This is a genomic window from Pedobacter glucosidilyticus DSM 23534 (genome assembly GCF_000425145.1).
Lineage (GTDB): Bacteria > Bacteroidota > Bacteroidia > Sphingobacteriales > Sphingobacteriaceae > Pseudopedobacter > Pseudopedobacter glucosidilyticus.
The window spans coordinates 48,589-71,673 of sequence record NZ_AULF01000029.1 but is presented as its reverse complement, the minus strand read 5'-3'; the positions used below and the strand labels follow the sequence as shown (position 1 = coordinate 71,673).

Annotated in this window: 15 protein-coding genes; 13 read left to right on the top strand and 2 right to left on the bottom strand. The window is 34.5% G+C overall.

Annotated features, from left to right (window positions below; genetic code table 11):
• The 9 genes from H510_RS0110000 to H510_RS0109960 all read left to right on the top strand — a co-directional run.
• Window positions 1–1,145: polysaccharide lyase family 8 super-sandwich domain-containing protein (locus H510_RS0110000; RefSeq protein WP_026904199.1), on the top strand; the 1,145-nt coding region annotated here is incomplete at its 5' end.
• Window positions 1,146–1,352: 207 nt separating this feature from the next.
• A complete protein-coding gene (locus H510_RS18645; RefSeq protein WP_051291145.1) occupies window positions 1,353–2,651 on the top strand; it encodes a glucuronyl esterase domain-containing protein in 1,299 nt (432 codons plus the stop codon).
• Window positions 2,652–2,865: 214 nt separating this feature from the next.
• Window positions 2,866–4,353, top strand: a complete 1,488-nt coding sequence (locus tag H510_RS0109990; RefSeq protein ID WP_155977931.1) for a T9SS type A sorting domain-containing protein — start codon at window positions 2,866–2,868, stop codon at window positions 4,351–4,353.
• 32 nt (window positions 4,354–4,385) lie between these two features.
• Window positions 4,386–4,976, top strand: a complete 591-nt coding sequence (locus tag H510_RS0109985) for a DUF5017 domain-containing protein (RefSeq protein ID WP_026904197.1) — start codon at window positions 4,386–4,388, stop codon at window positions 4,974–4,976.
• A 380-nt stretch (window positions 4,977–5,356) separates the two neighbouring features.
• The gene (locus H510_RS0109980) at window positions 5,357–6,622 is read left to right on the top strand and encodes a glycoside hydrolase family 88 protein (protein WP_051291144.1); all 1,266 of its coding nucleotides are present in this window, start codon (window positions 5,357–5,359) and stop codon (window positions 6,620–6,622) included.
• 33 nt (window positions 6,623–6,655) lie between these two features.
• Window positions 6,656–9,898 carry a SusC/RagA family TonB-linked outer membrane protein gene (locus H510_RS0109975; protein ID WP_245584816.1) on the top strand — a complete coding sequence of 1,081 codons (3,243 nt, stop codon included), beginning with the start codon at window positions 6,656–6,658 and terminating at the stop codon, window positions 9,896–9,898.
• Between the two features lie 10 nt (window positions 9,899–9,908).
• Entirely contained in the window at window positions 9,909–11,501 is a 1,593-nt protein-coding gene (locus H510_RS0109970) for a RagB/SusD family nutrient uptake outer membrane protein (protein WP_026904194.1), read from the top strand.
• Window positions 11,502–11,514: 13 nt separating this feature from the next.
• The gene (locus H510_RS0109965) at window positions 11,515–12,420 is read left to right on the top strand and encodes a DUF5017 domain-containing protein (RefSeq protein WP_026904193.1); all 906 of its coding nucleotides are present in this window, start codon (window positions 11,515–11,517) and stop codon (window positions 12,418–12,420) included.
• Between the two features lie 23 nt (window positions 12,421–12,443).
• Window positions 12,444–14,858, top strand: coding sequence for a glycoside hydrolase family 3 N-terminal domain-containing protein (locus H510_RS0109960; RefSeq protein ID WP_026904192.1), 2,415 nt, complete (start codon window positions 12,444–12,446; stop codon window positions 14,856–14,858).
• Window positions 14,859–14,918: 60 nt separating this feature from the next.
• On the opposite strand, the gene H510_RS0109955 is transcribed toward H510_RS0109960, so the two are convergent.
• Both H510_RS0109955 and H510_RS0109950 read right to left on the bottom strand, forming a co-directional pair.
• Window positions 14,919–15,275 (bottom strand): helix-turn-helix domain-containing protein, encoded by a 357-nt coding sequence (locus tag H510_RS0109955; RefSeq protein ID WP_026904191.1) that lies wholly within the window; start codon window positions 15,273–15,275, stop codon window positions 14,919–14,921.
• Window positions 15,276–15,279: 4 nt separating this feature from the next.
• Entirely contained in the window at window positions 15,280–15,591 is a 312-nt protein-coding gene (locus tag H510_RS0109950) for a type II toxin-antitoxin system HigB family toxin (RefSeq protein WP_036692518.1), read from the bottom strand.
• Between the two features lie 47 nt (window positions 15,592–15,638).
• Between H510_RS0109950 and H510_RS20690 the strand changes: the two genes are divergently transcribed.
• From H510_RS20690 to H510_RS18635, 4 genes are all read left to right on the top strand, one after another.
• A complete protein-coding gene (locus H510_RS20690; RefSeq protein ID WP_425413800.1) occupies window positions 15,639–15,770 on the top strand; it encodes a hypothetical protein in 132 nt (43 codons plus the stop codon).
• 320 nt (window positions 15,771–16,090) lie between these two features.
• The gene (locus H510_RS18640; protein WP_051291143.1) at window positions 16,091–19,162 is read left to right on the top strand and encodes a discoidin domain-containing protein; all 3,072 of its coding nucleotides are present in this window, start codon (window positions 16,091–16,093) and stop codon (window positions 19,160–19,162) included.
• A 450-nt stretch (window positions 19,163–19,612) separates the two neighbouring features.
• Window positions 19,613–19,900, top strand: coding sequence for a hypothetical protein (locus tag H510_RS0109940; RefSeq protein ID WP_155977930.1), 288 nt, complete (start codon window positions 19,613–19,615; stop codon window positions 19,898–19,900).
• A gap of 10 nt (window positions 19,901–19,910) precedes the next feature.
• Complete coding sequence (locus tag H510_RS18635; RefSeq protein WP_051291142.1) at window positions 19,911–23,081, top strand: SusC/RagA family TonB-linked outer membrane protein; 3,171 nt, start codon at window positions 19,911–19,913, stop codon at window positions 23,079–23,081.
• Window positions 23,082–23,085 lie beyond the last annotated feature (4 nt).

Below are 23,085 nucleotides of genomic sequence, written 5' to 3'. Positions count from 1 at the left end.
GCGGTAGATATGAAACTAACAATTTAACCTTCAGAAAATCTGTTTTTGCTTTTGATTCTATTTTGGTGTGTTTAGGAAGTAAAATAAACGGAAGTAATGGTAATGTGGCTACTAATCTTTTCCAATCTATTCATAGCGGTACAAACCCAGCTATTTATTTAAATTCATCAACACCTACAACTTCAAACACTACAACAAGTTTACAAACAACTAATTCTAATTGGATCGTAAACGGACAAACTACAGGTTTTTATATTCCCGCAGGGAATAACCAAATACAAGTTTTTAGAGGATCGCAAACAACTCCTATTAATACCAGCAATACACCAACTACTACAGCAACCGCAAATGCAAGTAAAGCATGGATAAATCATGGTACAACACCAAATAATGCAAATTATCAGTATGTAGTGGTGCCCGGTACAACAGCAGCTAAAATGCAAGCTTTAGCTACCAACATAAATCAAGGTACTGTTTACCAAGTTTTGGCTAATACACTTAAATATCATATCGTAAAATATCTACCAAATAATTCAACTGCTTATTCTTTTTTTGAAAGCGAATCTGATATAAATATTGGATATGTCAAAAATGTCTCAAATCCATGTTTAATCATTACAAAAGAATTGAAAGATACCTTAATTCTTAGAATTGCTAATCCTGATTTGAATACTTTTAATGTTTCTGAACCTTCTATAGCGTGGAATGCTGCACCATCCAATGTTAGCATCACTTTACGTAAAGAATTACGTTTTTTAGAAAGTTCGTCTCCATTTAGTGGAAACACAGTAAGCCCTACTAATACGCTTGATGCTTTAAAGTTAGATTTTGTTTTGAACCAAGGGAATTATACAGAGGTTAAATTAATTAAAGACATTGTACTTTCTAATTTAGAACCTAAAGCGGTAACAGACCTAGGCGTTTATCCTAATCCTGCTTCAGAAAAGGTTATTGTAAATTATCATTCGCCATCACAAAAAACAGTAAACATTGAAGTGATTAATACGCTTGGAGTAGTTTGCTTAAAAATTAAGCAACCGTCTAAAACAGGATTGAATCAAATTATAATAGATACACAATCTTTAAAACCTGGTTTGTATGTTCTGAGGGTGGATAATCAAATTCACAAACTACTTATTAATTAAATATGTCCAATAGAGTCTATTTTCTAGCTATATTTGATATAGTCTAAATTTCTAAAAGATAGTACTTTACCAAACTTTTAGAACTCAAACATGAGATATAGGCTCATAAATATTTAACAACAAGAAAAAAACACTATTTATTTTTTAATAATGATGATTAATTATTGATTTAAAGAACATGAAGAAATCCGAAGAACATTCTTAATCATGGATTATTTTACCGATAATTATTTTAAACGATTTACTTATTTATTGCAACAAAGAAAACTTATGTTTTCTTTGTTGTTGATATTTTTTGTTACCCAAGTTATAGCTCAGCAAAATACAAGCTGGCAGGCTTGCCCTACAACGGTAGATAAATTATCAAAAAGCAAACCCAATTTTAATTATTTAGAGAACAAGGTACCCGCCTATTCCTTGCCAGAAGTTTTAACAACCCAACAAGGTATAAAAGTTATACATAAAATAGAATGGGAGAAAGTTCGTCGCCCTGAGCTTCTTGAGCTTTTTACAAATCAGGTTTATGGTCGTGTTCCAAACACTCCATTTAAAACAGAGGTTAAAATTATCAGGGTAGATCCAAATGCTATGGATGGCGCTGCCACGCTCAAGCTAATTGACATAACCTTCTCGGTTAATTCAAAGTCATTAACTATTCACTTAGGTCTTTTTATACCCAATAATATAACCAAGCCCTCCCCTGCTTTTCTGATGATTTGTAATCGAAATCCTGATGAAAATATTGATTTCCATAGAGTAAATAAAAGTGAATTTTGGCCTGCCGAAGAAGTTATTGCCCGTGGCTACGCCGTAGCTGCTTTTTATAATGGGGATGTGGACACTGATGATTTTGATGATTTCAAAAACGGTATTCATGGATTGTTAGACACCAAGCGTAGCAACGAATCATGGGGAACATTGGCCGCATGGGCTTGGGGTGCGAGTAGATGCTTAGATTATTTAATGACGGAAAAAGTCATAGATCCCAACAAAATTGCTGTAATTGGTCATTCACGCGGAGCAAAAGCAGCCTTATGGGCAGGCGCAACGGATAAACGCTTTGCAATGGTCTGTAGTAATGAGGCTGGTTGTGGCGGTGCTTCGCTAGCTCGTCGACGTTTTGGTGAAACTGTTGCACAAATAAATAGAAGTTATCCGCATTGGTTTTGCTCAAATTATAAAAATTACAACAACAACGAAGATGCTATGCCTGTAGATATGCACCAGCTAATGGCACTCATTGCTCCCAGAGCATTGTATGTTGCTGCGGCATCTGATGATTTATGGGGCGATCCTAAAGGTCAATATTTAGCATTATATCATTCATTACCTGCATTTCAGCTTTACCAAAAAGAAACACGTTTACTTGAAAATATGCCTGCTTTAAATACCAGCATCCAAAGTGACAAGGTTGCTTATCATGTACGTGATGGAGAACATAATCTTCTGCTAAAGGATTGGATTTTTTTTATGGATTTTGCAGATAAGGTATTTAGGTGCAAGTAAAATAAATTAAGTCTCTAAAGTTTTAAACTGCTTTAAAACCACTTTTCTAAACATCCTTACTTAAAAATGATACATCTATCTAAGCAATAGGATACAATCAACATGGATGTAAAATTACTACAAAGCTAATTTTGAACTATCTGTTCATGTTACCTTTTCATTTACAGACCTAACCAATTTATTGTTAAACAATCCTTATCAATTAAGTATTATTATGAAAAGACACTTACTTTATTTAATCATTTTTTTGATTACAAGTTCTGCTTATGCCCAACAAGCTACATGGAATATCACAAGTGGAACCAATTACAATTGGGTATATGATTTTAGTACTGGAACAGGAAATGCGGGAAGTACTTTTACTACAGCATCATCTAATTCCATATCTACGCCCACAACCCCAGGATTTTTACCTCAACCCATTTCTGGAAGCGCTAGGGTAGGTATTGGTTCCGGAGGGACACCTAGTTTCACATTAATGAAAAATGGAGCAACTAACTTAGATAGTCTACAATTTCAAGCTTCTAGTACAGGTACCATCGGTAAATTTTCTTTGTATGGTGTTGATGGTGCTACTGCATTAACAGCATATTATTTTACTGCTAGATTCTTAAATAATACAGCAACCAGAGCAGACTGGGTATTAGCAATTTCTTCGGGCTCTACATCTGCTATAAGTAGCTCTGGGGTTGCATCAACTGGTACAACTTCTAATACAGATATTTTTGGAGTACTTAGGTTTTCTGTAAATACAACTGACAATACCAAGATGGATTTACTTTATAGGATTAAACCAGATGCTGGCTCAACAATATCTTTAAACACAACACCAACCCAATTCAATAGAGGCACAAATTATGCCTTTGAGATTCTTTGTAATAATACTTCAACAAGCCAAGATTATACTCGAGACGGTACATCTTATACAGTACCATCAAGAACTTATCATATATGGGCAAATGGTGTAAGAGTATTGAAGACAGCCTCAACTCCATCCGTATCAACAGATTATGATTTCCCTGCCAATCAACTAGCTGCTGATTCTCCACTAAACTCTATATTTATTACCGGCAATAATAGCCAAACAAGTGGTTCTGCAAGTAATGATGGTACCCTAATTTTAAGTAAAATTAGCATGAAGCTAGCAAATTCTACCTTACCTGTTTCTTTAACCCAATTTACAGGTAAAAATGAATTAGGTAAAGTAAGGCTAAAATGGCAAACAGCATCAGAAAGTAACAATTCTCATTTTGAAATCTTAAGATCATCAGACCAAAACAATACACCTACAGTTATAGGAAAAGTTAATGGCAAGGGAAACTCTAATACCACTATAAATTACGATTTCTTAGATAATAACCCAGTTAAAGGAAATAATTATTATCAATTACGCCAAGTAGATTTTGATTATAAGTCAACATTATCCAATACTATTATTGTTAAATCTAATTTAAGCGAAACCGATTTTATAGTTTATAAAGGGAATAATAACGGGGTTTTTGCATCTATAAATAGCGAAGAAAACGTAGACGCATCCTTCACTTTGATAGATCTTAACGGAAAAGTTATTAACCAGTTTAATAAAAGACTAGTACGAGGAAGCAATGCTATAGAAGTTTATCCAAGTGCACTTTCACAAGGAATTTATTTAGTAAAGCTTAGCTTAAATGGTAGTCAAGCCATAAAGAAAATTAGTTACTAATAAAATTGTTATAAACCATTAATAAATTAATTATGAAAGCTTTAAATATTGGCTTAGCAGTAACCGCACTTACATTAACAGCTACAAATTTCAGTAATAATATTATACCCTACACCAACTTATACGAAACCAAATTAATTTATCTGACTCTAGAGGAAAAACCAGTTCTTTCTTTTTCTTCTTCGGTTAGGTTTGGTAAGCAAGAAAATCAATTAAGTGTGCTTGTTTCTACAGATTTTAACGGAGAATATACCGAAGAATCTGTAAAAAAAGCAAGCTGGGTATCTATCGCGAATGATATAAAACTAGCAACAAGTGAGGAAATAGTGCAATCGGGAGAGATTGATTTACAAGCAATAGTTAAAGGTAAAAAAACTTATTACATAGCCTTTAAATATACTGGAAACGAATCTACTGAAGGAAAACCTACACAAAGAACATGGACAGTTAACCAAGTTAAAATAGGCAGTCAAGACTTAACCTCATTTAATATTGTCAATAGTGCTATTAATGATGAGAAAACTGGCTGGGTAAAGACATCCGGCGGAGGAGTAGTTTTTAGACCTGCTGCCACATTAAAAAAATCAGAAGGGTGGGCGATTGTTAAGATTACTAATCCTTAACCGATTTGTATTAACTATTAAAAAGCTTCGAGAACTCTGCAAAACTTTCTTGAAGCTTTTTAGGACTAAATTTTAGAACTCATCTATAATGTTCTAATGATTAAAATAAAAACAATCGATTATAGTATAAAAGTTATCTAATAGATATAAACACATAAAAAAGCACATTTGACCAATAAAATTAACACCTCAACCCTGTTTTTCAGAATATTGAATCATATAAATTGCGATAACCAATTAGTGAATTTAACATCAAATTACTAATCCTATTTTTTTAGTTTCTATAGTAAAACTTAAAACTTTCTTAGAATTAGTAATGCATTTTTTTACTATTTATTAACCTAACTGTATCAAAAAAATTTAACACTATCAACCAAAATATGCCTTCTACAAAACTTATTTCAACAGTTAAAAATCTTTTACTGGCCACTGTTTTTATTTTATTAAGCTCGTTTATTATTATTAAACATAAAGATACTTCTATTATTAATCGTGTTTTTGATACAGCGGTAAAACAATATACCGGAATGTTAGAAGAGGCTAAAGATTTAAGTTATTATCCACGCTCAACCGATGAGAATGGTAAACTTAAACAAGTAGGTATTAACGATTGGACTGGTGGCTTTTGGCCGGGTAGTTTATGGTATGTTTATGAATATACCCAAGACGACTTTTGGAAACAAAGCGCTTTAAAATGGACAAAATCTTTAGAAAAAAATCAATACAACAATACCCATCATGATTTGGGTTTTATGATGTACTGCAGCTATGGAAACGCCTTAAGATTAACAAAAGATTCTACATTTAGTCCCATACTTATTCAATCTGCAAAATCTTTAATCAGCAGATATTCTCCACAAGTAAAGTCTATTAAATCTTGGGATGAGAGAAAATCATATAACAAAAAGCATACTTGGAAATTCCCGGTAATTATTGATAATATGATGAATTTGGAGCTATTATTTTTTGCTTCTAATCAAACAAAAGATCCAGTTTATAGGGATATAGCCATTAAACATGCCGAAACCGCTATGCGAAATCATGTGCGACCAGACTATAGTTCTTTTCACATGATTAATTATGATGAACGTACAGGAGAAGTTTTAGATCGCAAAACGGTGCAAGGCTTTTCAGATAATTCTCTTTGGGCTAGAGGGCAAGCTTGGGCAGTTTATGGATTTACCGTTGTTTACAGAGAAACTAAAGACGAAAGATTTTTAGTAACCGCCCAAAAAATGGCCGATTTTTATTTAAATAATCCAAAACTCCCTCAAGATAAAATTCCATTTTGGGATTTTAATACTGGCGAGAAAGGCTACGTACCTGAGTGGGATTATGACCCCAATCAATACCAACCTACTCCAAAGGATGCATCAGCATCAGCCATTATGGCATCAGCTTTATTAGAGCTTTGTACCTATAGTAATCAGAAACTTAAAGCTAAATATTTTAACGAAGCAGAAATAATGTTAGAGACTTTATCTAGCAAAAAGTATTTAGCAAAACCAGGCACCAACAATCATTTTCTATTAAAATCTAGCGTGGGGAACATGCCGAGAAAATCTGAAGTTAATGTACCGATTATTTATGCCGATTACTATTTTTTAGAAGCCTTGCTTCGTTACAAAAATTTAAAAGAAAACTAAACCAATTATTTTAAACCAATTAACCAAACCAAAATGAAAAAGAGCTTACAAGACCTATCCTATGCGATGACTAAAGCTTGCTGTTTTGCCCTACTCTTGTTATTTTATTCTAACGCAACAAGTTTTGCTTTTGAAAACAATAATAAGAAAATCTTATACCTAGCAGATAGGATAATAACCGGAAAAGTAGTAGATGAACAAGGGGAAACTTTACCCGGGGTGAACATTGTACTAAGAGGTACAAAAATTAGTACCGTGAGTGATTTAAATGGAAATTTTACGCTAAAAATCCCATCTACCGAAACCAGTAAGATATTAGACTTTAGCTATTTAGGATATGAAAAACAACAATTAACCATTGGACAATCTAATAGTTACAAGGTAGTTTTAAATACCGAGTCTAAATCACTTAACGAAGTAGTGGTTATAGGTTATGGCTCAGTTGCTAAAAAAGATTTAACAGGTTCTGTTGCCACCGTTAATGTAGATGAATTGGCGAAAGCACCAGTACAATCCTTTGATCAAGCTTTAGCGGGTAGGGTTGCAGGTGTGCAAGTTTCATCGTCTGATGGGCAACCTGGAAGCGAAGGAATAAGCATTGTGATTAGGGGTGCCAATTCTTTAACCCAAGGAAACGGACCACTATATGTGGTAGATGGTTTCCCTTTAGATGACTTTAATACTAGTTCTCTAGATCCTAAAGATATAGCATCTATAACTGTATTAAAAGACGCCTCTTCTACTGCTATATATGGTGCAAGAGGAGCTAACGGAGTTATTGTAATAGAAACTAAAAAAGGAATAGAAGGCGCACCTGTATTAAATTACAGTTCTAGCTTTGGAACTAATGAAATTATTAGAACCATTCCTATGATGAACGGTTACGAATATATTAAATATCAAATAGAAAAAAGAGGTACCTCTGTTGCCGTAGCTTATACCCCTGGCGATTTAGACCCATCAAACCCTAGTTACGTTGCTGGCGGTAAAACATTAGAGGATTATAGAAACGGCCCTCAAATAGATTGGCAAGATGAACTATTTAAAACTGGTAGTACACAAATACATAATCTATCTGTTAGAGGAGGTACCAAAGACACCAAATACGCTATATCAGGTTCTATCTTTAACCAAGAAGGGGTAATTATTAATTCTGGATCTAGAAGGTATCAAGGTAGAATTTCATTAGACCAAAATATAAACAAAAAGCTAAAAGCAGGTGTAAATATCAATTATTCTAATAATCTTTCTAACGGACAAGATGTAGCTACCGGTGGCGGCTTTTCTTCTACCGCGGCTTTAATGTTTGCAACTTGGGGTTTTAGACCAGTTCCTTCTCCGGGTACAGAAACACAAGATTATATTGATGATTTATTAGACGATGAAATTGATGGAAACAACGATTATAGAATCAATCCCATTATATCCGCTAAAAACGAATTACGTGAAGTTAGAACAAACAACATCATTACCAATGCTTTTGCAACCTATAATTTCAGTAAAGATTTAGTATTAAGAGTACAAGGTGGCTTAAACAATAGAAGTGCTAGAAACGATAATTTTTATAACACCAAAACCTCGCGTGGCACACCATTACTTCCTAATAATATCAGAGGTGTACAAGGTTCCATTATTTACAATAACCTTAATATTTGGAGCAATGAAAACACCTTAACATTTAATAAAAAAATCAATAAAAATACTTTTAATATTATCGGCGGAACCTCTTTACAGGGGCAAAGTACCGAGCGTTATGGTCAATCTAGCATATTAATACCTATAGAGTCGCTAGGGATTAGCGGTATTGATTTAGGCATACCTCAGCCGAGTGTTTCTTCACAAGCAGTATCAAATTTAATGTCGTTTTTTGGTAGAGTAAATTACAATTATAACTACAAATACTACCTATCGGCAACCATGAGAGCCGATGCATCTTCTCGCTTTGCACCAGAAAATAGATGGGGCTACTTTCCTTCAGGTGCTTTTTCTTGGCGAATGAGTAGTGAAAACTTCATGAAAAAAATTAAGTTTATTTCTGATGCAAAACTAAGAGTTTCTTATGGTTTAGCAGGTAATAACAGAGTATCTGATTATGCCTATGTATCTGCATTTAATTTCCCAATTGCTAGCTCCTACTCTTTCAATAATGGCACACCTGCTTTAGGTGCTGTACCTACCGAGCTAAGTAATTTTGATTTAAAGTGGGAAACCACTCGCTCACTAGATATAGGGTACGATTTAGCTTTACTAAACAACAGAATAGAGCTAACGCTAGATTGGTACGATAAAGTAACCAGAGACCTTTTACTAAATGCTGATATTCCTTTTACATCAGGTTATCCAAACGCATTTAGAAACATTGGTAGCGTAAGAAATACAGGCTTTGAAATTGGCTTAAACACTGTAAACCTTAAAAAAGGCAAATTTGAATGGACAAGTAATTTTAATATCAGTTTTAACGATAACAAAATACTAAGTTTAAATAAAGACCAAGACTTTATATTATCCAGTTTACCTTGGGATAATATTTATAGAAACAACTTTTTGTATGTAGGTAAAGTTGGCGAACCAGCTGCTCAATTCTTTGGTTTTATTTTCGATGGTATTTATCAATATACTGATTTTGATGAGGTTTCGCCTGGAAATTACCTTTTAAAACCGGGTGTACCAACAAACGGAAACCCACGACAAAATATTAGACCCGGAGAAATACGCTATAAAGATTTAAACGGAGATTTAATTGTTGATGCTGCCGACCAAACCGTTATTGGGCGTACTTTACCTAAACATATAGGGGGGTTTATTAATAATTTCTCTTACGCTGGCTTTAATCTAAGTGTATTTCTACAATGGTCTTACGGGAATCAAATTTATAATGCTAACAGACTATTATTTGAAGCTGGTTTAAGCAATAGCACCAACCAGTTTGCTAGCTATATAGAAAGATGGACCCCCACAAACCCAAGCAATACCTTACCTGGGGTAAACGGTAGAGGGCCAAATGGTGTCTACTCTAGCAGAGTAATAGAAGATGGATCTTTTCTAAGGTTAAAAACTGTTTCTTTAGATTATAGCCTTCCTAGAAAGTTAACCAGTAAATTAAAATTAGGAACCATCAACCTATCTGCATCTGCACAAAATCTTTACACATGGACTAAATACAGTGGTTTTGATCCAGAGGTAGCTGTTAGAAACTCCACATTAACGCCAGGTTTTGATTTCTCATCTTACCCAAGAGCAAGAACAATAGTGTTTGGCATAAACGTAAAATTTTAAGAAGAACTTTATGAAAAAGATAAAAATAATAGCAGTTATATTATTGGTGTTAACATTAAATGCTTGTAGTGATTTTTTAGACACCAGACCAAAAGATTTTGTTTCGCCAGTTAATTATTACGAGACAGAAGCACAACTAAACACCGCTTTAAACGCTGTTTATGACCCATTAGGCAGTTCAGCTCTTTACGGCGACTTAATGCTAGGCAGAATGAGCTTAGATGGTGATGAAGGTTATTATACGAGAGTTATTACAGCAGGACCAGCCATTTATAGTAATGCCCCATCAGATAATAATATAACTAGCTTTTGGCAACAATGTTATAATGGCATTAACAGAGCCAATTTATTGCTAGAAAACATTAACAAAGCACAAAGTATTAATCAGGTAAATAAAGATGCTATTGAAGGCGAAGCTTTATTTTTAAGAGCATACTATCACTTATTATTAGTAAGCAATTTTGGTGCAGTCCCTTTAGTATTAGAGTCTTTACCAAATGCAGAAAATACTGACATTCCACGTACACCTGCAAAGCAAGTTTATGATAAAATTATAGAAGATATGACTAAAGCCGAAGGCATGGTTAAACCTATAAATGTTGTTGGTTATGGTGGTAAAGTTAATCAATCTGCTGTAAGAGGCATATTAGCAAGAGCCTGTTTATATGCGGCTGGTCATCCGGTTAATGATATGAATAGATATGTAGAGGCAAGAGATTGGGCAAAAAAAGTAATGGATGATGCTGCCGCAGCCCATGCATTAAACCCTAACTACAGTCAAATTTTCATCAATTATGCACAAGACAAATACGATATTAAAGAAAGTATTTGGGAGATAGAATTTTGGGGAAACAGAGTTGATGCCTACCAAGAAGGTGGCAGAGTAGGTGCAAATAATGGTATAAGAACAGATAACGAAGTTTTAGGTTATACTTACGGATTTATTGCCACTACAGGCCAGCTATTTAGGCTATATCAAATAAATTCAGATGGCTCTTCGCCAGATTTAAGAAGAGATTGGTCTATTGCTCCTTTTTCTTGGAGCCCAGCTTCAATTAAAGTCCCTTTTACTCGTACTCAAGTTTTTGAAAGAGATTGTGGTAAATTTAGAAGAGAGTTTGAGTTGTTATCTCCTAAAAATAAAAACTTTACCAATCAAAACTTTCCTATTCTAAGATATTCTGATGTTTTATTGATGTTTGCTGAGGCAGAAAATCAAGTAAACAATGGCCCAACTACAGCAGCTTACGATGCTATAAATCAAGTACGCGGCAGAGCTTATGGCAAATTATTGCCTGGGGCAACCAATTTAACCGAAGCCAACTTAAGTGGTTTAGATAAAACAACGTTCCAAGAAGCTATACAAGACGAAAGATCTAGAGAATTAAGTTTTGAGTGTTTAAGAAAAAGTGATTTGGTAAGATGGAATATTTTTATGTTTAGCATGAGACGTATAGCTGCAGATTTCACTGCAAATGCACCAGCAGCAAGGCAATTTGGTGCTACTGCTTTTAATAATGTCACAGAGAGAGATGCTGTTTGGCCAATTCCATCCAGAGAGTTAGGCTTAAATAAATTATTAACACAAAACCAAGGCTGGTAATAAAATTACAATCATGAAAAAAATTATTTATATATGTATTTTGGGTTTTTTCTTAGCAGGATGCTCCAAAGACCCTCAGGTGGAAGTACCAACATTTGATGTACAACTAAAAGAAGAGGCAATAGCTAATGTTCCTGTGAAATTTACACTCAGTGGTAAATCTAATGTCATATCATTTTATTCAGGTGAAGTATTAAATGATTATAAATTCTTATTAGGTAGAACAGTAGAAAAAGGAGATTTAAGAGTTTCTTTTAATACTAATGTTAATTTTGGAACCCAGCAAAATCAATTTTCTGTTTTAGCCTCTACAGACTTTAATGGAAACTATACCGTAGCCGATGTTAATGCAGCCACTTGGATAGATATTACATCTAGGTATACTTTAGCAACTAACGCAACCTTTTTACCTACCTCTGCAGATTTATCTGATCTTGCTGTAGATGGGAAACTTATTTACATTGCATTTAAGTACACTACTTTGCCACAAACAGTTAACGGAGCAGGTAGATCTTGGTCGGTTCAAAATTTTGTAGCAAACTCAAGGACTTCTATAGGAGATTTACAACTTGCAGATTATAGAGGTGCAGGATTTAGACTGGTACAAGACGCTACTATTATAGACCCCTCTAGGTCTTCCATATCAACAAGTACCATTCTTTTAAGAGCCAATAATTCTACCGCAGGCAGAGAGCTTACAACTTACTTTTGGGCAATCTCTAAAGGATTTGATGTAAGCTCAAAAAATTTAGGCCCTGATTTAAGCATCCCTGTTAAAGGGTATGTAGACCCAACTCCAGAAGTTTTTTCTTATACCTACACTACCCCTGGTACTTATACAGCAACTTTTGTTGCAGGAAACTCAACTATTTATGGCGAGCAAAAAATTGTAAAATCTATCGAGGTTGTGGTTAAATAATTTTTAGAATGATTCTTAATTTTTTGAAGAGTAAAAAAGTATTAGCTCTTGGAGCAATACTTTTTTACATATTGCCACTATCTGCACAAAAACCTATCAAAATTTATCATGACGACTGGGTAGATTTTAATAAAAATGGTAAAATGGATATTTATGAAAATCCAAAAGCTAAAATAAGCGATAGAATAAATAACCTTCTTTCTTTGATGACTATTAATGAAAAAACCAATCAACTTGCTACTTTGTACGGCTACCCTAGGGTTTTAAAAGATTCCTTACCAACGCCACAATGGAAAAATGAGATTTGGAAAGATGGTATTGCTAATATAGATGAACACTTAAACGGCAGAGGAACAGGAGTTTTTTATCAAAACGATTTAACCTACCCGTTTAGTAACCATGCAAAGGCCATAAATAAGGTTCAGAAATGGTTTGTGGAAGAAACCAGATTAGGTATTCCAGTAGACTTTACAAATGAAGGTATACATGGACTAACCCATACCAAGGCTACGCCATTTCCTGCTCCGATTGGGATAGGCAGCACCTGGAATAGAGATTTAGTCTTAAAGGCCGGAAAAATCATAGGAAAAGAAGGTAAAGCTTTAGGCTATACTAATATTTACAGCCCAATTTTAGATGTAAGCAGAGACCCACGTTGGGGCCGTGTTGTAGAAACCTATGGGGAAGACCCATTTTTAATTACCGAGCTAGGAAAACAAACCGTACTTGGAATACAAAACGAAGGAATTGCAGCAACATTAAAGCATTATGCAGTTTATAGTGTACCAAAAGGAGCTAGAGATGGAAATGCCCGTACAGATCCACATGTATCGCCAAGAGAACTGCATAAGCTTTTTTTATATCCCTTTAAAAGAGTAATTAAAGAAACAAATCCGTTGGGTATTATGAGTAGCTATAACGATTATGACGGAGTACCTGTTAGCGCTAGTTACTACTTTTTAACAGAATTACTACGCCAGCAATATGATTTTAATGGTTACGTAGTTTCGGATAGTAGAGCGGTAGAATATGTTTTTACAAAACATAGGGTGGCAAACTCAGAAAAAGAAGCCGTTCGTCAGGTTTTTGAAGCAGGTTTAAATGTTCGTACAGATTTTACCAATCCAGGGGATTATATTCTCCCATTAAGAGAATTGGTAGCAGAAGGAAAAGTGGCTATAAAAACACTAGATCATAGGGTTGCTGATGTTTTAAGAGTTAAAATGGAACTGGGCTTATTTGATAACCCTTATGTTAAAGATGTAGGATTAGCTGATAAAATTGTAGGCGAAAAGCAAAGTTTAGACCTTGCCTTAGCTATTCAAAAACAATCTTTAGTGCTATTAAAAAATGAAGGTAATTTGCTTCCTTTAGATAAAAGTAAAATCAAAAATATATTAATTACAGGGCCTTTAGCCAAAGAGTCAAACTATCAAGAAAGTAGATACGGCCCATCCGGACACCCTTTAATTAATGTTTTTGACGGTATAAATAATCTTATTGGAAAGACAGTTAACGTAAATTATGCCAAAGGTTGTGAGGTTGTAAATGCAAACTGGCCCGAAAGCGAGATTATTTTTACCCCTTTAACTGTTGAGGAACAAAAAGCTATTGACTTTGCAGTACAAGAGGCTAAGAAAAACGATGTCATTATTGCCGTTTTAGGCGAAGGAGAAAATCAAACTGGGGAAAGTAAATCAAGAACTGGTTTAAACTTACCCGGCCGCCAAGAAGAATTATTAAGAGTGCTTTACGCAACTGGTAAACCCATAGTGTTAGTTTTAATTAACGGGCAGCCTTTAACCATTAACTGGGCAAATAAATACATTCCATCTATTTTAGAAGCATGGTTTCCGGCTGCATTTGGTGGGCAAGCCATTGCCGAAACTTTGTTTGGCGATTATAACCCAGGAGGAAAATTACCCATAACTTTCCCTAAAACTACCGGACAAATTGAGTATAATTTCCCTTTTAAACCGGGTTCGCAGGCTAACCAATCTTCTGGTACAGATAAAAATAATGGTTATGGAAATACCAGCGTTAACGGTGCACTGTACCCTTTTGGTTATGGTTTAAGTTATACAACTTTTGAGTACTCTAATTTGAAATTAAGTAAAGATCGTATCAACAGTCAGGAGGAATTAAAAGTTACTGTTGATTTAAAGAATACCGGAAACCGCACAGGAGATGAAATCGTTCAGCTTTATATCAAAGATATGTTTAGTAGTGTTACTACCTATGAAAGCCAATTACGTGGTTTTGATAGAGTAACGCTAAACCCTAATGAGACAAAAACAATTTCATTTACTATTAAACCGCAAGATTTAGAATTATTAGATAAAAACATGAATTGGGCGGTAGAACCCGGCGAATTTGAAGTGAGAATAGGTGCCTCATCAGAAAATATTAAATTGATAAAAAAGTTTATGGTACATTAATTTAAATTTTGCTTTTAAGAGTTTTTTGTTTTAAAGCCCAAATAAGCATCTACTATTAAATTATCCGATTTTTAAAAATAATTCTGCTGGTAGATTAAAGAAATCCCTTAATTTTTGAGCCGTTCTCAGCGTAATTTCCTTTCTACCTGAAAGCACAGAAGAAACATGACCTTTACTGCCAATAAGCGGTTCAAGGTCTTTGTTTTTTAAGCCTTGTTCATTCATTTTATCTCTGATGACTTCCAAGACATCTATTTCGGGCATTGTTACAGTTTTATCCTCATAATCTTTGATTAAAAGCAGTAATACACCTAATTCATCATCTTCTGGCGTACCTTGTTCCGCAAGGAATATTTCCATAGCCCTATCAACTGCCTTTTGGTGTTCTTCTTCTGTTTTTATCAATTTCCAGTTCATTGCTTTATAAATTAAGATTGTAAGAAACCGTTGTTACATCTATTTTATCGTACTCCTTATGTGTACCAAACCAAATAGTGTAACAAGCATTCTGCCTAAAATTAATAGAGACCACCAACCTATAATCATTACCTTTGATATTAAAAACTACCCGTTGGTTATTTACCAAACTGGCATTACCATATACCGCTTTTAATTCGTTGAAATTCCCAAAACTTTGTTTTAGAATCTCATTATACCAAACCAACAACTGCATTTTAGCTTGCGGATATTTTTCCGTGTAATAAATAATTGTCCTACGGTTGATGACATTCATGAATAACAAAGATAAATAAAAGTTTTCAAAAAGAAAACCTATTATTATTGAAGGAAGAAGTAGACAAACGTGGGTCTACCATTGATATTTATAAAAAGTACATAGCATTATTTAATCACTCCAATAACCAATTAAGAAATTCTACTTCTATAGCTAAACTGGTTAAATACCCTACTTAACAGGGTGCTAACAGGGTATTAACAGGGTACTAACAGGGTCATAACTCGTTTTTAACAGGGTAAATAACCCTATAAAGACCTTTTAATTTACTTGTTAGTACCGCTTTATTACTCTGTTAATACTTGCTTTGTATCAAATTTATGTTGAGGTCTCTATCATTAAGAACAATCTTAAAAATGATGTCATCATGTTTAAGAGCTTGGTAAGCATGATTGAATAATCTAGTTTTTTGATTTAATTGTACATGTTAATAGTGTTCTTACATGGGTATATTTAACCCGCTCTAAGACATAAATTTCCAAGTATAGAACCATCAAAAATGAAACTGCTTCTTTCACTTTCTTTATTCTGCATCATTAGCTCTTACGCTATAGCAAAAGAAAAATCTATTTCTCTTGCTGGTCAATGGAGATTTGAAATTGCAGATGCAACTTATCCGGCTTTTAACCAAACATTAAAGGGGAAAATTCGTCTACCCGGCACTATTGATGATGCCGGTATTGGACCAAAAAATACTGCAACAGCTACGCTTGAAGGACCTTACAGGAAGTTTAATTATGCAGGACCAGTTTATTATCAACGAGAGATTGAAATACCTAAAAATTGGAAAGGAAAGCGAATCAGCCTGTTTTTAGAACGTTGTCGTTGGACTACCAAAGTCTGGATTGATGATCAATACTTAGGAACTCAGGAGAGTCTTGTAGCACCTCATACTTATGAATTTGGGACAAATATTAAACCTGGGAAACATAAACTCACCATCTGTGTAGATAATACGGTAAAGCTAGATCTTGGTCGTTTCGTTTCTGCACTTTTTGGTGGTACATGGGGTAATATGAATGGCATTATCGGCCGTATTGCATTAGATGCAACACCACCAGTATGGATTCATAATATACAGGTTTATCCGAATATTGCTAAAAAAAATGCAGTGGTAAAAGTAGGTATTGGCAATGTAACAGGCAGGGCAGATAGTGGTGTGATGAATATCAACGGAAAAAACATTAAAGCCTATTGGGATAAAAAAGGAGGACAGGCCGAAGTAGAAATAGATATGAGTACTGCAAAACTATGGGATGAGTTTACACCAAATATGAGCAAGGTTATGGTGAGGTTGGGTGATGATGAACGTAATATTCAATTTGGGATGCGAGAGTTTGGAATAAAAGAATCGCAATTTATTTTAAATGGTAGACCAATTTACTTGCGTGGTACTTTAGAATGTTCGATTTGGCCACTTACAGGATACCCACCAACTGATGTTGAAGCTTGGAAGCGTATCTATAAAATCATGAAATCGTACGGGCTAAACAGTATTCGTTTTCATTCTTGGACACCACCCGAGGCAGCATTTATTGCGGCAGACCAAGAGGGTATCATCGTACAAACAGAAGCCCCACAAGCCAATGTGGCAGCAGGTCAGAATCCTGAAAGAGATAAATTCATTGAAGCAGAGTTAAAACGTATTGTTGATACCTATGGCAATCATCCATCCTTTTGTTTAATGACACCAGGTAATGAATATGGTGGCAAAGATGAAGTATTATCACGATGGGTTCAGATGCTTATAACGCATGATTCTCGTCATGTTTACTCCTCTCCTTCTAATGCACAAAAGACTCAAAATCGTCAGTTTACCGTAACCGTTGGTGGCCGAGGGATATTTGGGCCTGGTACTTTTCGAGATTTAAGAAATGCTGTTATTAAAGAGAAAATACCAATAATAGGTCATGAAATTGGAGAATGGATGTATTATCCTGATTTTAAAGAAATAAAAAAATGGAATGGAGTGATGGAGTTGAAGAATTTTGAAATGATTCGTGATGATCTTAACAAAAAAAATCTTCTTGACCAAGCACCAAAATATGTAGAAGCAAGCGGGAAATTTGCTACCTTATTGTATAAAGAAGAAATTGAAGTTCATTTGCGTACTCCGGGATATGGAGGATTTCAACTGCTAGATTTACATGATTATCCAACTCAAGGAACTGCATTGGTGGGTCCTCTGGATGCTTTTTGGAAATCTAAAGGCTTTGTTACGCCTAACAAGTTTCGTGAATATTGTTCTAGTACTGTCCCGCTATTACGTATGCCTAAACGAACTTATACGCAAGATGAATCTTTTAATGCAAGTATTGATGTGGCACATTACGGTTCTACAGATTTATCAAAAGCACAAGTTCATTGGAAGATTAAAGATGAGCGAGGACATTTGGTAGATGAGGGAAATCTTAAATCTGATGTTTTACCAACTGGAAAATTAAGTTCTATAGGAAATATTCAAGCATCTTTACTGAGTGCAAAAGCTCCTTGTAAGCTTACGGTAACAGTATCATTAACAAATGGAGTAAAAGCAATTAACAGTTGGGATATTTGGGTATATCCAACAAAAGTTGTAACCGAAGCTCCATCAACCGTAACGGTATGTAACAGATGGGATGTTGCCAAAAAAATGCTTGAAAGTGGCAAAAAAGTAGTGTTTTTTACGCATCATACTTACACCAAATCCTCTATGCCTGGCAGGTTTTTACCTGTCTTTTGGAGCCCAATATGGTTTCCTACGCAAAGACCAAATACAATGGGCTTATTGTGTAATCCGGATGAACCGTTCTTTGCAAAATTTCCTACTGAAAATCAAAGTAATTGGCAATGGTTTAACCTTATGGAGAACGCTCGTTTTTTCAATTTAGATAGTACTCCGGCCGCTTATCGCCCAATAATTCAGGTTATTGATAATTTTAAAAGAAACCATAAACTCGGAGTTGTTTTTGAAGCTACAGTTGGTAAGGGTAAGCTTTTAGTTTGTGGTTTTGATCCAACGGCAGCCCCTGAGGATGCTGCTTGTCGCCAATTTTTAAGCAATTTATACGATTACGCCGGTTCTGATAAATTTGAACCCACGCAAGAGCTGAATTTAGAAATACTTGATAAGCTTTTTACACCTGAAATTGCCAGTATCATTTCAGATAGTTTTGATGCAGTTGGGAAAAGAGAAACCTTTAAACCAGAAAATGCTATTGATGGTGATCCGATAACTTCTTGGCAGAGTAAAGGCAAAGACCCTGTCTCTCCTTATCCGCATGAACTTATTTTAGAACTATACCATCCTACTAAACTAAAAGGACTTACTTGTCTTCCAGCAAGAGATCCTGAATATACCGGAGAAAAAGCAAGCTGGATTAAAGATTACGCCATATTTGTTAGTGATGATGGTAAAAAATGGGAAAAGTCTTTAGTTGAAGGTGCCTTCAGTTATGATAATAAAATAAAGACGATTCTTTTTCCAGAGCCTGTAGCAGTGAAGTTCTTAAAACTTGTTGCCTTAAATGGCTTTAACCCTAAAGATCCTAAAGCATCATTAGCAGAAATAACACTTATTAAAGCTGATTAAAAAATATTCAGTAGCAGATTACTAAATATTTTTTAAGAATAGATACATTCAAAATCCGAATCAACATGCTGATGATAAATCATCATCTTGATTAAACAGTAAATGGAATTTTCGAAAATATCCTCTCTATAGTTAAGCATTCAAGCCATCCACAATTTTAAAAGAAGGTTTAGCCTGAAAGCTTGATGGAAAAAGACATCATCATACTTTTAAAGTTTATCTCATATATCGGAGAGGAAGGTTCTATCATTTATCTCATGTAATGATTTAGAATTAAAATATGTATTTAATTACCTATTAATACACACCCCATCATGGCTATTACAAGCATTTTCTAAAAAGCTAGACTTTGGTACAATCAAAATAGACTCTAGTACAATACTAAAGTTTATGTTTTGTCTAACATTGCTTTATAAACCAAATAAACCGATAAAGAAAATTTCAAATCAAATGAAAAGCGCACCTCATGTTGTGATGAACGCAGATGTTGGCGGTTCGCACATTATTGCAAAGCTTGTTTATAACAATCAGCAGCAACTCATAAGAGAAGTTAGCATAAACAAGGATTGCGAACATTTTAATTTCACTATACTTGGTCTTACGATTGGCCATAAAGGTATTTTGATGGTTAAAAATGTAGCCCAATTCAACACAGTTTTCTGCTTAAATGCGAAAAGAATGACTTTGAGTTACTTGGAAGAAATCAAGTATAATAAACCTAATTATAAACCAAACTAAATTTAGAAGTATGAATTTCTATGGTAGAAGCACTATACGTAAAAAGCAAAATTATACCTCCTTTAAAAGAAGTTTGCCCATGGTAAAACTTACACTTGTTTTAATTACAGCAATTATCTTGCAGACTAATGCCTTTGGATATGATCAAATTATTCTTTCAAAGCAATCAGAAAGCTTCAAGCAAACACAAAAACAGCTTACAGTTACAGGTAAAGTAACCGATCAAAACGGAGAAGCCTTACCTGGGGTAGTTGTAAAAGTAAAAAACACCAATACTACTTCACAAACTAATGTTGAGGGTAAATACAGCATAAAAGTTTCGGATGAAAATGCCATTTTGGTATTCTCTTATTTAGGTTTTAAAACCACGGAAAGAAAAATTGGTAATCAATCCATCATTGATGTTCAGTTAAGTGAAAATTACACCAATTTAAATGAGGTAGTAGTTGTAGGATACGGAACACAGGCTAAAAGTGAAATCACGGGTTCGGCAAGCTCTATAAAAGCCGATCAGCTAGATCAATTTGCAGGCGGTTCTATCAATACCAGCTTACAAGGTAAAATAGCAGGTTTGCAAATCACTACAAATTCTGGAGAGCCTGGGGCTGGTGCCAATATTACCTTAAGAGGTGTTTCTTCCATTAACGGGGCAAGTCAGCCTTTATTTATCATAGATGGAATACCTGTAAATAATGACACCTTTGAATCCTTAAATGATGGTGCCTCTTTTAGTCCTTTAAATGACATCAACCCAGCAGATATTGCGTCTATTGAAGTATTAAAAGATGCAGGAACCGCATCTATCTATGGTTCAAGAGCATCTAACGGCGTTATATTAATTACTACTAAAACAGGAACAAGTACTAAGCCAACGATTAATTTAGCCTACAATAGTAGTTTTGTTGATATAACTAGAAAAATCGGAGTTCTTAACGCTACACAGTTTAGAAGTGCAAATTATGATGCTGCTATTAATGCTACGGGCTTACCTCCTACACGTATTCCTTTATATGATTCTTTACACCCATATTATCGTGATTCTTATGATTATCAGGATATCATGTATCGCGAAACCTTTCAGCAAAAGCTAGATTTAAGTGTAAGTGGTACTTCTAAAGAGAAAAATGTAGATTATTTTATTAGCGCTGGTTACAGAGATTTAGCACCCATTGTTATAGAAACACAGTACAAACAAGTTTTTGGTAATGCCAAAGTAAATTATAATATCAGTAAATTTATTAAAGGCTCTACTAACTTTAATCTTTCAAACTTTAATTATAACAGACAAGATAATAGTATCATTTTTAGGTATTTAGGCAGTTTTCCGGTTTATAGCCCTTATGATCCTATTACGGGAAATATTATTCCTTTGTTTGAATCTTCCAGACCAAATCCTTTAGCGCAAGCTTTATACATGACCAATGATATCAAAAGATGGCGTATTTTAGGTAAACAGGAATTTACAGCTACTTTATTGAAAGGGTTAGATTTTAGAACTAATATTTCATTAGATTATAGTAGTACAGAGAGCTTTTTCTACAACCCTCCTATTTTATCCACTAACTTATCAGCACAATCCATTTTCAGTGATTATCGTCCTGAGATGAGATCTTCAATTGTAAATGAAAATACATTGACGTATAAAAAAACGATTAAGAAAAAGCATAATTTCAATTTTTTATTGGGTCAATCTTATCAGATTTTTAAAACCAACAGCACTTTTGTTAGGGGGATAGGAAATATCGACAATCAAATTACTTCTATTAGTGGCTCGGCAAGTATTTCAACCTTTAACCAAAGTATGCAAGAGAACGTTTTACTTTCTTATTTTACCAGAGCAAATTATAACTATAAAAGTAAATACCTATTTTCTTTCTTAATGAGAAGAGATGGTTCTTCGAGATTTGGAACTGCTAATCAAAACTCATATTTCCCTTCGGTATCTGGAGGCTGGCGTTTTTCTGAAGAAAAATGGAGCAAAAAATTAGGTTGGTTATACGATGGTAAATTAAGAGCGAGTTACGGTATCACCGGAAATCAAAATATTGCTAATTATGCTTCAAAAGGCTCTTTAGGAAGAGCAGGCTCTTATTTGGGTGAAGTTTCTATTACTGCTGATGCTCTAGGTAATGCAGATTTAAGATGGGAAACCACCAAACAACTTGATATAGGTACGGATTTATCCTTCTTTAAAGGCCGACTAAATTTTACAGCAGATTACTACACTAAAAACAGTAACGATTTATTGTTTAACGTACAAATACCTACCCAAACAGGTTATAGCTTTATTCCTTTTAATTTCGGTAGTTTAAGTAATAAAGGTGTTGAGCTATCTGTAGACGGAGTAGTTATTGATAAAGCCTTTAAGTGGTCATCAACAGTAACATTTGGTTTAAACAGGAATAAAGTTACCGCATTACCTGGTAATGAAGATTACAGACCAACTAATTTCAGTTTGGCCCGTGTTGGCGAAGCTGTGGGTGTTTTTTATGGCTTTAAAGCTTTGGGAATTTATGCCCGAGATGAAGACAATGTTTACATAGACGCTAATGGACAAATTTCTCAATATAAAAGGGGTTCGGCTGATGGAGATGTATACAAAGGTGGTGACGTTATTTTTGAAGATATTAATAACGATGGTATCATTGATATTGATGACCAGCAAATTATAGGTAATCCAACACCTAAAGCTTTTGGTGGCTTTCAAAACACTTTTTCTTACAAACGCTTTACCCTAAACCTATTTATTAACGCCGTTTTTGGTAATGATGTCTTTAACGATTTAAACAGACGTTTGGATGGTAATCAATTTGATGTTAATTATTCTACTAAGCAATTGAGAAGATGGAGACAGCAAGGTGATGTAACCGATGTTCCACGACTAGAAAGAGGTGACCGCATGAGAAATTATTCGGTAAGTAGCTTGTTTGTAGAAGACGGTTCTTTTATCAGAGTTCAAAATGTTGCATTAAGCTATAACCTACCACCAAAGGCTATAAAAAATATTGGATTAAACGCTGCTAATTTAGGCTTTAGTGTTCAAAATCTATTCACTTTTGGTAGTTATACAGGCTATGATCCAGAGGTTAGTGCCGGAAACAACCCACTAGGGTTTGGTGTTGACAATGGTTCGTTTCCTAGAACCAGATCTTATAACCTATCTCTAAACATTAAATTTTAATTAC

Excerpts from the sequence above, each read along its gene's own strand:
- H510_RS0109985 (WP_026904197.1), top strand. The coding sequence starts at position 4,386 with ATGAAAGCTTTAAATATTGGCTTAGCAGTAACCGCACTTACATTAACA.
- H510_RS0109940 (WP_155977930.1), top strand. The coding sequence starts at position 19,613 with ATGAAAAGCGCACCTCATGTTGTGATGAACGCAGATGTTGGCGGTTCG.
- H510_RS0109990 (WP_155977931.1), top strand. The coding sequence starts at position 2,866 with ATGAAAAGACACTTACTTTATTTAATCATTTTTTTGATTACAAGTTCT.
- H510_RS18645 (WP_051291145.1), top strand. The coding sequence starts at position 1,353 with ATGGATTATTTTACCGATAATTATTTTAAACGATTTACTTATTTATTG.
- H510_RS0109970 (WP_026904194.1), top strand. The coding sequence starts at position 9,909 with ATGAAAAAGATAAAAATAATAGCAGTTATATTATTGGTGTTAACATTA.
- H510_RS0109955 (WP_026904191.1), bottom strand. The coding sequence starts at position 15,275 with ATGAACTGGAAATTGATAAAAACAGAAGAAGAACACCAAAAGGCAGTT.
- H510_RS0109965 (WP_026904193.1), top strand. The coding sequence starts at position 11,515 with ATGAAAAAAATTATTTATATATGTATTTTGGGTTTTTTCTTAGCAGGA.
- H510_RS0109980 (WP_051291144.1), top strand. The coding sequence starts at position 5,357 with ATGCCTTCTACAAAACTTATTTCAACAGTTAAAAATCTTTTACTGGCC.
- H510_RS18640 (WP_051291143.1), top strand. The coding sequence starts at position 16,091 with ATGAAACTGCTTCTTTCACTTTCTTTATTCTGCATCATTAGCTCTTAC.
- H510_RS18635 (WP_051291142.1), top strand. The coding sequence starts at position 19,911 with ATGAATTTCTATGGTAGAAGCACTATACGTAAAAAGCAAAATTATACC.
- H510_RS0109950 (WP_036692518.1), bottom strand. The coding sequence starts at position 15,591 with ATGAATGTCATCAACCGTAGGACAATTATTTATTACACGGAAAAATAT.
- H510_RS0109975 (WP_245584816.1), top strand. The coding sequence starts at position 6,656 with ATGAAAAAGAGCTTACAAGACCTATCCTATGCGATGACTAAAGCTTGC.